General features: G+C 66.8%; 11 protein-coding genes. 3 read left to right on the top strand and 8 right to left on the bottom strand.

The features are described from left to right. Positions 1-22: 22 nt before the first annotated feature. Complete coding sequence (locus tag AC1DKQ_RS02810; protein ID WP_476884487.1) at positions 23-451, bottom strand: PLD nuclease N-terminal domain-containing protein; 429 nt, start codon at positions 449-451, stop codon at positions 23-25. Between the two features lie 129 nt (positions 452-580). Between AC1DKQ_RS02810 and AC1DKQ_RS02805 the strand changes: the two genes are divergently transcribed. Then, the gene (locus tag AC1DKQ_RS02805; protein WP_476884488.1) at positions 581-904 is read left to right on the top strand and encodes a DUF4229 domain-containing protein; all 324 of its coding nucleotides are present in this window, start codon (positions 581-583) and stop codon (positions 902-904) included. A gap of 84 nt (positions 905-988) precedes the next feature. On the opposite strand, the gene AC1DKQ_RS02800 is transcribed toward AC1DKQ_RS02805, so the two are convergent. The 5 genes from AC1DKQ_RS02800 to AC1DKQ_RS02780 form a co-directional block, all read right to left on the bottom strand. Next, positions 989-1870, bottom strand: a complete 882-nt coding sequence (locus AC1DKQ_RS02800; RefSeq protein WP_476884489.1) for a 1,4-dihydroxy-2-naphthoate polyprenyltransferase — start codon at positions 1868-1870, stop codon at positions 989-991. Positions 1871-1955: 85 nt separating this feature from the next. After that, positions 1956-3101: an AMP-binding protein gene (locus tag AC1DKQ_RS02795; RefSeq protein ID WP_476918177.1), complete on the bottom strand. Its 1146-nt coding sequence runs from the start codon at positions 3099-3101 to the stop codon at positions 1956-1958. Between the two features lie 23 nt (positions 3102-3124). Further along, positions 3125-4078, bottom strand: a complete 954-nt coding sequence (locus AC1DKQ_RS02790; RefSeq protein WP_476918156.1) for a 1,4-dihydroxy-2-naphthoyl-CoA synthase — start codon at positions 4076-4078, stop codon at positions 3125-3127. Between the two features lie 21 nt (positions 4079-4099). Next, positions 4100-4540: a VOC family protein gene (locus AC1DKQ_RS02785; protein ID WP_476918155.1), complete on the bottom strand. Its 441-nt coding sequence runs from the start codon at positions 4538-4540 to the stop codon at positions 4100-4102. A 130-nt stretch (positions 4541-4670) separates the two neighbouring features. After that, a complete protein-coding gene (locus tag AC1DKQ_RS02780; protein ID WP_476884492.1) occupies positions 4671-5432 on the bottom strand; it encodes a lysostaphin resistance A-like protein in 762 nt (253 codons plus the stop codon). 156 nt (positions 5433-5588) lie between these two features. On the opposite strand from AC1DKQ_RS02780, the gene AC1DKQ_RS02775 reads away from it, so the two are divergent. Next, positions 5589-7238 (top strand): ABC-F family ATP-binding cassette domain-containing protein, encoded by a 1650-nt coding sequence (locus AC1DKQ_RS02775; RefSeq protein WP_476918154.1) that lies wholly within the window; start codon positions 5589-5591, stop codon positions 7236-7238. A gap of 101 nt (positions 7239-7339) precedes the next feature. Here the strand turns inward: AC1DKQ_RS02775 and AC1DKQ_RS02770 are convergent, their stop codons facing one another. Together AC1DKQ_RS02770 and AC1DKQ_RS02765 are read right to left on the bottom strand one after the other, a co-directional pair. Beyond that, complete coding sequence (locus tag AC1DKQ_RS02770; RefSeq protein WP_476884494.1) at positions 7340-9241, bottom strand: hypothetical protein; 1902 nt, start codon at positions 9239-9241, stop codon at positions 7340-7342. After that, the gene (locus AC1DKQ_RS02765; RefSeq protein WP_476918153.1) at positions 9238-9495 is read right to left on the bottom strand and encodes a hypothetical protein; all 258 of its coding nucleotides are present in this window, start codon (positions 9493-9495) and stop codon (positions 9238-9240) included. Before AC1DKQ_RS02765 ends, AC1DKQ_RS02770 begins: the two co-directional genes overlap by 4 nt. 539 nt (positions 9496-10034) lie before the next feature. Between AC1DKQ_RS02765 and AC1DKQ_RS02760 the strand changes: the two genes are divergently transcribed. Continuing rightward, positions 10035-11492, top strand: coding sequence for an amino acid permease (locus tag AC1DKQ_RS02760; protein WP_476918152.1), 1458 nt, complete (start codon positions 10035-10037; stop codon positions 11490-11492). Positions 11493-11536: the final 44 nt, after the last annotated feature.

The following is an 11536-nucleotide window of genomic DNA, read 5'->3' as shown; positions in this document are numbered from 1 at the left end:
CTTCGCGCTACTGAACTTCGCGCTACTTAACCTCGTCGGTTCCTGGCGTTCCGGCGTCGCCGGGTTCGTGGGCATCGCCGGCACCTTCGGTGCCGCTGGCTTCCGCGCCGCCGGCGTCGGGCTTGCGTTCCTTGGCCTCGAGTTCTTCCTTGAGCTTCTTGAGCCTGTCGGCCTCGGCCTGGTTGCGGCGGCGGATTTCAAGGTTGCGGAGGAAGTCGGGATCGTCGTCGGGCGCTACCGGGTGGCTGTAGGCGACCGGAGCGGTGTCCGTGGCGCGGGGGCGGCCAAGGAGAAACCACAGGGTGGCGCCGACTACGGGGAGGAGGACCTGCACGAAGATCCAGGCGGTCTTGGAGATGCCCCTGGTCAGCCGCTTATCAGTGCGGATGAGGTCCACCAGTCCATAGACAAAGACGGCCAGTATGACGATCGGAACGACTACACGGAGCATATCTTCAGTCTAGCCGTCGGGCGCCTCCACGGCGCCTGCCACTGTGCCCGGGTGCAGGCCGCCGGCCGCAGCGGCGAGGGGCGGGGCAGCCCGAAGCAGCGCCGCCGTTCTGGCGGCTAAACTTGAGGGGTGGCTTTCCTCAAATACACCCTGATTCGGCTGGCGCTGTTTGCGCCCTTGTTTGCCCTCTTCCTCTACCTGCAGCTGGGCGTGCTCCTGGCTGCCCTGTGCGCCGGGATGATGTCCTTCGCTATCAGCTTCCTGTTCTTCCAGAGGCAGCGCGACGCGGCCACTGCGACGCTCCACCACCGGTTCTCGGGCAAGGCGAAGCCGTTGCGCAGCGCCGGCGAGGTTGCTGACGCCGACGCCGAAGACCGCCTCGTGGACGCGAACCCCGACATTGCAGTCCGCACGGAGCACCGCCGCAAGGATTCCCAGCAGCCAGGGGCCTGAGCCCGGCCGCGGGTTCAACCAGTCCTGGTTCAAGCAGTCCTGTTTCAAGCAGTCCGTGCACAGCTGCGGCCCAGGGCCGCGGCCTTAGAACCCGTGGCTGAGGATGAGCCCGAGTGAAAACAGCCCGGCGAAGCCCAAGTTGATCAGTCCGGTCTGTTTCAGGACAGGGATGAGGCTCTTGCGCCGCCGCCCGGCGATCATCAGCCAGGACGGCATGAGGCTGGCTGGGATCAGCAGCAGCACGATCAGCATCCACGGCCGCGCGGGGGCCAGGACGATGACCAGCAGGATCGCGACGGCAAGCATCAGCACGTAGCTTTCGCGTGCGTGCTTGTCTCCGAGCCGGACGGCCAGGGTTTTCTTTCCCGCCTTTCTGTCGGTCGGGATGTCGCGGACGTTGTTGGCCATCAGCAGCGCGCACGCGATCAGCCCGGTGCCGATCGCCCCGATGATGGCGGCGAGGCTGAGCTGCCCCGCCTGCGTGTACGTGGTGCCCAGCGTTGCGACGAGTCCGAAGAACACGAACACGAAGACGTCGCCCAGGCCGAGGTAGCCGTACGGGTTCTTGCCGCCTGTGTAGCCCCAGGCGGCCAGCACACAGCCGACGCCGACCAGGATGAGCCACCAGGCCTGCGTGATGATCACGAGGATCAGGCCGAACAGCATCGCCAGCCCGAACGCCGCGAACGCGGCCCGTTTGACGTGCTCCGGGCTGGCCGCGCCCGAGCCCACGAGCCGGAGGGGACCCACCCGGTCTTCATCCGTGCCGCGGATGCCGTCCGAGTAGTCGTTGGCGTAGTTCACGCCGATCTGAAGGAGCAGGGCCACCAAGGCGGCCAGCACGGCGTTCAGCAGGATGAACGAATCCATCTCGTAGGCGGCTGCGCTGCCGATCAGCACCGGTGCGATCGCGGCCGGCAGGGTGCGCAGTCGGGCGCCTTGGATCCATTGTGCGGCTGTGGCCACGGTCAGTACCTCGTTGGTTGGTTGAATACTCGCTGTTGGTTGAATACTCGTTGGTTGGTTGGAGAGCTGGCCGGAGGCGGCTTGTCTATTTTCCCTGATGGAGCGCATCCAGCAGGACCGTCATGCCCAGGCGGTCCGGTTTGCCGTTGGGCAGCATGAGCAGTTCCGCGGCGGGAAGGACCGTTTTCGGGGCCAGCGCGCCCAGGGCCGGTCCCCAGGTTTCGTTCCGGCGGGCGGCGAACGCGGCCATGCCTTCCGGGGAACTGTCACCCACGGCAACGTACGCGGCCAGGGCGTGGCCCCACTCGGCGGAGGGCACACCGGCGACAAAAGCCGCGCGCACGCCTTCGAGCTTTTCCAGCTCGGCCTGGACGTGCGCGGCGGAGACCTTGACGCCGCCGGTGATGACGACGTCGTCGGCCCGGCCGAGCACGGTGAGCCGCCCGTCGGCGTCCAGTTCACCGAGGTCGTTGGTGCGGTACCAGCGGACGCCGTCCTCTTCGCTGAACGTCGCGGCCGAGAGTTCGGGGGCCTGAAGGTACCCGGCAGCGATGGTTGCCCCGCCCAGGAGGATACGGCCGTCGTCCTCCACCCGGACCAGGACGTCCTCGAGCGGGAAGCCGTCGTACACGCACCCGCCGCAGGTCTCGGACGAGCCGTAGGTGGTCACCACGCGGACTCCGGCGTCCCGGGCCGCGGCGAGCAGCTCCGCCGGCGCGGGACCGCCGCCGAGCAGGATGGCGTTGAAGCGCCGCAGCACCGCCAATGTCTCGGCCGTGGGCGTATCCAGCAGCCTCCGAAGCTGGGTGGGCACTAGGGAGGTGAAACGGATCTTGTCCGTGAGCTCCAGCGCCGCGGCGGTGAAGGCCTCCGGCGTAAAGCCGCCGGACAGGTCCATGACCCACGGGCGGGTCCCCGCAAAGAGCGAGCGGACCAGCACCTGCACCCCGGCCACGTACTGGACGGGCAGGGCCAGCAGCCATTGGCCCTCGCCCTTGAGCGCAAAGGCGGTCGCCACGGACGAGGCCGCCAGGGCCTCGACGGTCAGGACGGTTGCCTTCGGCGTGCCAGTGGACCCGGAGGTCCGCACCACGACGGCCGCGTCCTCGATGCCGGCCGTGTCAGGGAAGCCCAGCACCGGTGAGCCGTCCGGCCCGGCGGAGAGCTCGACGGCGGGACCCTCGCCGTGGAGGGCGGCAGCCAGCGCCTTGAGCGCGGGCTCGATGTTCATGCTTCCGGAAGTCACAGTGCGCCTTAGAAGTAGTACGGGAACGAGGACCAGTCGGGATCGCGCTTCTCGAGGAAGGCCTCCTTGCCCTCCACGGCCTCGTCGGTCATGTACGCGAGGCGGGTCGCCTCCCCGGCGAAGACCTGCTGGCCGGCCAGGCCGTCGTCGGCCAGGTTGAACGCGAACTTGAGCATGCGGATGGCCTGGGGGGACTGCCGGGCGATGTCCGCGGCGTACTCCAGGGCGACTTCCTCAAGGCGGTCGTGGTCCACGGCCTCGTTCACGGCGCCCATCCTGACCATGTCCTCGGCGGAATATTCACGGGCCAGGAAGAAAATTTCCCGGGCGGCCTTCTGGCCGATCTGGCGGGCCAGCAGGGCCGAGCCGTAGCCGGCGTCGAAACTACCCACGGTGGCGTCGGTCTGCTTGAACTTTCCGTGCTCGCGGGAGGCGATGGTGAGGTCCGCGACGACGTGGAGAGAGTGCCCGCCGCCGGCCGCCCAGCCGTTGACGACGGCGATGACCACCTTGGGCATGGTGCGCATGAGCCGCTGGACCTCCAGAATGTGCAGCCGGCCGGCGCGGGCGGGGTCGATGGTTTCCGTCGTTTCCCCGTTGGCGTACCGGTAGCCGTCGCGGCCGCGGATCCGCTGGTCCCCGCCGGAGCAGAACGAGTGGCCGCCGTCCTTGGGGGAGGGGCCGTTCCCGGTGAGCAGGACCGTGGCCACGTCCGGGCTCATCCGGGCGTGGTCCATGGCGCGGTAGAGCTCGTCCACGGTGCCGGGCCTGAAGGCATTGCGGACCTCGGGGCGGTTGAAGGCGATGCGGACCGTGGGCAGGTCCCGGACCACCGAGCCGTCCGCGCCGCGCTCCACCTGCCGGTGGTAGGTCATGTCCTGGAAGTCGTCGAAACCGGACACGGTGCGCCACCGGGTGGGGTCAAAGACGTCGGATACCTTAGCGGGGATTTCGTTGCTCACAGTCCGAGTCTAGTAATCGCGTCAGCTGATGCAGAACTCGTTGCCTTCCGGGTCCGCCATGGTGTGCCAGGAATGCGGTCCCTGGTTGGCGGTCCAGAGGAACGTGGCGCCACGCGCTTCAAGGGCTGCCCGCACTGAGTCCTTATCCGCGCCCGCGAGCCTCACGTCCCAATGGACCCGGTTCTTGACGGTCTTTTCCTCCGGGGCGATCTGGAACAGAATGCGCCGGGCCGGCGATTTGGCGTCGATTTCGTCGGGCGGGCGGATCGCGGCGCCCTCGCGCCACACGAGCCTGCCGCGGTGTGTGGTGGTGTCTGCATCCGTGGCGAAGCCCTGCTCGATCATGGAGTGGATAAAGATCTCATCCTGGGGCTCCACGGCCCATTCCAGTGTTTCAGCCCACCAGTCGGCGAGCTCGTGCGGGTTCTTGCAGTCCACGGCGATCTGGATGTTCAGTGTCATGGAAAGAACCTACGACGTCGGCGCCCGCGCCGGAAGGGCCCGGCCCCCGACAATCCCAAAGCATCGCGGGGTCACTTGGCGTCCATGCGGGGCACCGGAATGGGCGCCAAGTGACCCCGCGATGGTTCGGCTAGCCCTGGACCTGCTGCAGCTGTTCGAGGACCTCTGGCGGGATCGCGTAGATGAAGATGACCGCGAGGAGGTTCTTGGAGGCGTGGACGAAGTAGGAGAACATCACGTTCTTCCCGGTCCAGACGTAGACGAACACCAGGACGGCACCCATGGCCAGGTAGGGCATCAGCACCTGCAGGGTCATTTGCTCCTGGCCCACGATATGCAGGGCCCCGAAGAGGACCACGGACAGGGCGCAGCAGACCCAGAGGTTGACCCGGCGGCTCAGTTTGCCGATCAGCAGGTGGCGGAAAATGTATTCCTCGACGAACGGGCCCACGATCACCAGCAGCGGCACCATGAGCCACACCGGGACCTGCTGCATGAGCGCCTGGAGACCGGCCTGATTGGCGGAGGTCTGTACCGGCCCGCTGACGGCCACGAGAACCGCGGTAACGATGAGCATCACCACGACGGCCAGCGGCACCATGAGCGCCGTGAACCAGGGCCTGGTGGCCAGGACGCGGAGGTCGCGGGCGGCGACGCGCCGAGCGGCGGCCAGGGCAAGGGCGCCGATGGTGGCGTAAAAGACCAGGTTCACCGCGTAGGACGCCACCGCAGGATTGGGCGAGATCTGCAGCAGCAGTGGCGCCAGCAGCGCGCCCGCCACGGCGAAGAATGCGGCCACGGCAACATAGAGTCCAACAGTGATGAAATCGAGCCGGGAGAACCGGTAAAGCTCCGGCTGCGGCGCGGGTGGTGTGCGGAGAGCTGTGCCCATGTCCCCAGCCTAGCGCCGCGGCAGACTATCGCGGTCCAGTACCCTGAGCCCGGCCGACGGCGGGAGGCGCCCCCGTGCCTCCCTAACAGTCGACGGTGCGATACTGAGGACGCAAGCCGCCGCCGGGCAGGCTGGGCATCTACCTGCGAGGACTCCTTGAGCGAACATCTCCGCCTTTCGGGCGTATCCCATGGCTATGGGGACCGCCAGCTCTTCGTCGGCGTCGACATTGCCATCACAGCAGGCGAGCATGTGGCGATCGTCGGCGAAAACGGCGCAGGCAAATCCACGCTGCTCCGGATCCTGGCGGGGCTGGAGGCTCCGGACGAGGGCACCGCCGTCAGCCATGGCCGCGTGGGCTACCTGGCCCAGACCCACGGCCTGCCGGAACAGTTCACCGTCAGCAACGCGATTGACGCCGCGCTGGAATCGCTCCGGGCACTGGAGGCCGAGCTGGACCGTCTGGAGCGCGGGCTTGCCGACGCGGAAGCGGACGAACTGGAGCGTTACGGAAACCTGCAGACGCAGTACCAGCTCAGGGAAGGCTACGCCGCGGAGTCCCGGGTGGAGGCGGCGCTGGACCGGCTGGGCCTGGGCGGGCTGGACCGGATGCGGACACTGGGCTCGCTCTCCGGCGGGGAACAGGAACGCGTGGCACTGGCCTGCGTGCTCGCGGATCCCGCGGACATCCTGCTCCTGGACGAACCCACCAACCACCTTGACGCCAGCGGCACGGCCTGGCTGGAGGCGCGGCTGGCCGCGCACCGCGGAACCGTGGTGGTGGTCTCCCATGACCGCGTGCTGCTACGCAAAGTGGCCTCTACCGTGATTGAGGTGGATGCCGAACGCCGGGCGGTCAACCGGTATGGCAACGGGTACGAAGGCTACTTGCGGGAGAAGTCTGCAGAACGCCAGCGCTGGGCGCAGCAGTACCGCGGGTGGCTGGACGCGATGGCTGCCGAGCAGCTCCAGGCGGACACGGTGGCGGGGAATATGGGCTACGCCCGCCAACGCGACGGCGACAAAATGGGGTTCGACTTCAAGGCCGGCACGTGGCAAAAGGCGGCCACCAGCAAGGTCCGCAACGCCCAGGAGCGTCTGCGCCGCCTGGAGGAAAATCCCATCGACCGCCCCCCGGTTCCCCTGAAGCTGGCGACGGATCTGCGGGCGGACGTTGCGGCCGGCCCCGCTCTTGAAGCGAAAGGGGTGGCCGTGCCCGGCCGCCTGGAAGCCACGGACTTCCGCGTGGAGGCGGGGCAGAAAATCCTCATCACGGGACCCAACGGTGCCGGCAAGTCCACGTTGCTCTCCGTCTTGGCCGGCACGCTGGTGCCGGCCAAGGGCACCGTGGCGAGGCACGGCCGGATCGGCTACCTCCAGCAGGAACTGGAACTCCCACAGCGCCCGGCATTGCGGCTCTTGCCCGCTTTTGCCTCGGGCTTGGGCGGCAACATCGATGAGCACGCCGAGGCGCTGCTGCGTCTGGGGCTGTTCCGGACCAGCGAATTCCACGTGCCGGTGGGCGGACTGTCCGCTGGGCAACAACGCAGGCTGGCGCTGGCCCGGCTCCTGCTGGGCGGCTACGGGACGATGCTGGTGGATGAACCCACCAACCATCTGGCGCCCGTGTTGGTGGAACAGCTTGAAGCGGCCCTTTCCGGCTTCGAAGGGACATTGGTCATGGTCAGCCACGACCGCGCGCTGGGGGAGTGGTTCAGCACGTGCGCCAAGCGAAGCGAAACCGGGCACGGGGCCGGCTCTGGAAACTGGCTCCGCTACGCCATGCGTGACGGCGCTCTGGTGTAGCAGAACGACCCACCGGGGTTTGCGCCCGGAAATGGCTAACGCCCGGGCCGAGGGCGCCGGGCGTTAGCTTTCTGTGGTGCTGGATCTAACGGAACAGTGATCTACCGGAACAGGGCCCCGTAGGTCCCCATGATGATCCGGTCGCCCGGGGTGGACTTGCGGATGTAGTCCACCACTGCCCAGTCATCGAGCGAGATGCAACCGGCTGTCGGAATCTTGTTCATGTGCAGGAAAATGGCGAAGCCCGCGTCCTGGACGATGTTAGGCCGGTTGTAGTTGATGACCACGCCCTGGCGGTAGTAGCCCCCGCTGGCGAACCACCACATGTTCTCGTCCCAGCCCACCCACGAGGAAGACTCGTGGTACTTGTTGTACGTGGGCGTCCAGGGGTTGCCGCCCCACCGCGAACGGGGATTCAGGGTGCGGTAGGAAAGCTTCGTTCCCGGGTTGCCCAGGCCGAAGGCCTCCGTCACGGAAAACGAGCCGGTGGGCGAGTACAGGTTCCGGGTGGGACCGGACGGCACTCCCGGCGGCTTGAACCCTGATTTACCGACGTAGCCGTCAGTCCGCCAGTCCTGCACGTAAGCTCCGGCGACCTTCACGCAGTACATGTTGGTCGCGTGGGACTGTCCGTAGCCTGAGGTCCAGGTAAGCAGGACGCGGTTCGCTCCGTACGTGGAGTACTTGGCCTGGCCGTTGTTGAGCTTATGGCATTCAGACATCGCATACACTCGGGACCCGGCGGACGTGGTCCACGTGATATCCCCGCGCTGGTAGGACTGCGAACAGGCACCGGCAACACAGCGCTCGCTCGCGATGGGATACCCCAGCGAGCCGCCAAGGCCACCCGCCGAGACGAACCTGCTGTCGATTCCCCTGCCGGAAATCCATGCACCCGTGGTGGGTGACCAGTAAATACTTCCGCCTTGGAAGCGTTGCACGCAGCCACCGGCGGGTTGTCCGCAGGTCTCACTCGTGATCGGGTATCCCAGCGTGCTTCGCGTCGTTCCGGCAGCGGAATATCGGCTGCCGATAGCGCCGCGGGCCACGTGCGCGCCCGTGGTGGGCGAGTAGAAGATGCTGCCGCCTTGGAAGTGCTGCACGCAGCCCCCTGAAGTCCCGCAGGTTTCCTCAGTGAGCGGGTAGCCCAGCGAACTGTTCTGCGCCCCGCCGGCCGTCCAGCGGCCCAGGATGCCACCCCAGACGACATGGCCGCCGGTTCCCGGCGCCCAGTAGATGTTGCCTTTATCGAACCGCTGAGAGCACCCGGATCCCTTCAGACCGCAGGCCTCGGCGGCTACCGGGAGGCCCAGGACGGTCTCGCCGCCGGCCGCGGCCCAGCGGCTCCCGATGCCGCTTAGGGCCGAGAACTCCAGCATCCGCGTGCCTGTCCATGCCAGGATGCGGCCACTGGAGAACTTCTGGATAGTTCCCCCAGACACCGCATTCTCATCCGTGACGGGATAGCCGAAAATCGCCAGGCCGCCCTTTGCGTGCCAGCGGGGGCCGGTGTGTCCCTCGGTCAGCAGGATCGGGTGCGCCCCTGTTGCCTTGGTCCAGAAAATGGATCCGCCGTCGAACGCCTGGCTGCAAACGCCCAGTGAACAGACCTCGACGGCGGTCGGCGCGCCGAGAGCCCCGGCGGCACCCTTCAGTGCCGTCCACTTGGTCTCGATGCCTCCTCGGACAACGACGGACGGAGGCGTCGGCTCTGTCGTCGGGGTCTGCGTCGGTTCGACAAGGGGTAGTGTCTGCTCCGCGGTGGCTTTCGCCGTCGCCGTCGGAGTGGGAGTTGCGGTTGTTTTTGGAACCGGGCTGGTGGGCGCGGATCCGGTCGGCGCCGGCGTTGCGGTCTGCGTGGCCGGCGTTGCGGTCTGCGTGGCCGCCGGGCTGGTTGCCGGCGGTGCCGCCGGCGCATCCTCAGCGAAGGCCGGCCCGACGGCCAAGGGCCCGGCAGTTAGTCCGAGGACCACGGCCGTGATGAGAAGTAACTTCTTTGTCATGGGGCGTCCTCTACGGAGACGACTGGCGTGCAGGTCGCGCCGCCGTCCTGGGTCTTGGCGAAGTTCGGCGCGGCAATGTCGGCCGACCGGCCGGCTGGGACAACTTGGGTGATGAGGGCGTGCCCTGCCACCGTGGGGCCGGCTGTGACCGCGATGGCCACGGTGAACACCCTGTTCTTATCCGAGTTGTTGACGAGGGTGCCCTTGAAGGACCAGGACCCGTCGGCTGTTGCGGTGCAGACGTGCTGCCGCAATGCGTCGGGCGCGTTCAGCGAAGTGGAAACATCGCCCGGCTCGGAGGCATCCGGCGCCGGCGATCCTGATGTCTGTGATGTTGATATTGCTGGTGCTGGCGTTGCTGCGGTGCTGGTTCCCGCCGGACCGGAACCGCCGCTCGAACAACCCGCCAGTACGAGAAGCAAAACTGCAGGCAGTAGCGCTCTCTGTTTCATGGTCCCCCCCTGACTCACGGCGTTCCTGCCGTGGCCTGCACTGAGTTGCAGGCACACCGGACGGAAAGTTCCCGCCGGTGTGCTTAGGGTAATGGAAACAGTCCTCTGACCTGCGCTTTTTCGTGAAATTTCCGGTGTTGTGGCGCTTTCGGGGAGCATCCGGGTGTTGCCCGGGTCACGCCGGGGCTCTGAGTGCTAGTACGATAGATGAGCCGCGCGAGCTTCGACACTTGTGAGGTTCGGTACATGTCTTGGCCCCTGCAAGAGGCTTAGGCCCGAATATTGTGTACTTGAATCCACGGTCCTGTTCCGGCCATACCCCGACCTACAAGGAATCAGCTGTGCCATCAATTACCCCCACAGAACTCAAGAGCGCGCCGGCGCAACCCGCCCTCGACTCGACCCTCAGCGCCGAGGGCTACAAGAAGACCCTGAGCGGCCGCCACGTCACGATGATCTCGATGGGCGGCGCAATCGGCGTCGGCCTGTTCATGGGGGCCGGCGGACGCCTGGCCTCCACGGGCCCGGCGCTGATCTTCTCCTACGCCATTGCCGGCGTGATCGCCTACCTGCTCATGCGGGCTCTGGGCGAGCTCATCATGTACCGCCAGACCTCGGGCTCCTTCGTCAGCTACGCCGGCGAAATGTTCGGCAAGAAGGGTGCCTTCCTCTCCGGCTGGATGTACTTCATCAACTGGGGCATGACCGGGATCGCGGAACTGATCGCGATCGGCCTGTACTTCCAGTTCTTCTTCCCCAACGTGCCGGTGGAAGCCTCCGCGATTGCGGCCCTGGCGCTGCTGGTGGCGGTCAACCTGCTCAGCGTCAAGGCGTTCGGCGAGTTTGAATTCTGGGCCTCGTGCCTCAAGGTTGGCGCCATCCTGATCTTCCTGGCCGTCGGCACCTTCATGGTGGTCACCAACGCCAAGGTCGGCACGGGCCACGCCTCGGTGGCCAACCTCTTTGCCGACGACGGCGGGATGTTCCCCAAGGGCGCCCTCGTGATGGTCCTCGTTCTCAACGCCGTGATCTTCGCCTACAACGGCATCGAACTCGTCGGCATCACCGCCGGCGAGATGCAGAACGCCAAGCGCGAAGTGCCCAAGGCGATCCGCGCCGTCGTACTGCGCATTGTGGTGTTCTACGTCGGTTCCGTCCTGCTCCTGGCCATGCTGCTGCCCTCGGACCAGTACAAGGCCGGCGTGTCCCCCTTCGTCACCGTGTTCGGCCAGATGGGCCTCGGCTGGGTGGGCGACGTCATGAACATGATCGTCATCACCGCCGCGCTGTCCTCCTGCAACTCGGGCCTGTACTCGATCGGCCGTGTCTTCCGCACCATGGCCAACAATGGGCATGCCCCGCAGTGGCTCACCAAAATGTCCAAGCGCCACGTGCCGTACGCCGCCATCCTCGCGATCGCCGCGTTCTACCTCGTGGGCATCATGCTGAACATCTGGCTGGGCGGCTCGCACGCCTTCGACCTCGCGCTGAACACCGCCTCGATCGGCGTGATCTTCACGTGGGGCGCCATCTTCGCCAGCCAGATCGCGCTGCGACACCAGAAGGGCCGCGTCTCCAGCCTCCCCATGCCGGGCTCGCCCTGGACCAGCTGGGCCGGACTGGTCGCGCTGCTGGCCATCACCGTGCTGATCGGCTTCGACACCATGACCAGCAAGACCGGCGAGGTCTTCCACCTGGGTCTGTGGACCCTGGCGACCGTTCCGTTCTTCGCCCTGGTGCTGTGGCTGGGCTGGCAGAAGGTCAAGAACAACTCGCCCAAGAGCGAGCTCTTCAGCTAGGACCTACCGGTCCCGGTGCGGGCCGCACCAAGCTGACCGCAACA

Source organism: Arthrobacter sp. 05L421, from assembly GCF_056397785.1.
The sequence above is the reverse complement of the archived record's forward strand: the minus strand, read 5'-3'. Positions and strand labels throughout refer to the sequence as shown.

Coding starts and splice junctions, on each gene's coding strand:
- AC1DKQ_RS02780 (WP_476884492.1), bottom strand. CDS start 5,432: ATGGGCACAGCTCTCCGCACACCACCCGCGCCGCAGCCGGAGCTTTAC.
- AC1DKQ_RS02795 (WP_476918177.1), bottom strand. CDS start 3,101: ATGAACATCGAGCCCGCGCTCAAGGCGCTGGCTGCCGCCCTCCACGGC.
- AC1DKQ_RS02770 (WP_476884494.1), bottom strand. CDS start 9,241: ATGACAAAGAAGTTACTTCTCATCACGGCCGTGGTCCTCGGACTAACT.
- AC1DKQ_RS02810 (WP_476884487.1), bottom strand. CDS start 451: ATGCTCCGTGTAGTCGTTCCGATCGTCATACTGGCCGTCTTTGTCTAT.
- AC1DKQ_RS02785 (WP_476918155.1), bottom strand. CDS start 4,540: ATGACACTGAACATCCAGATCGCCGTGGACTGCAAGAACCCGCACGAG.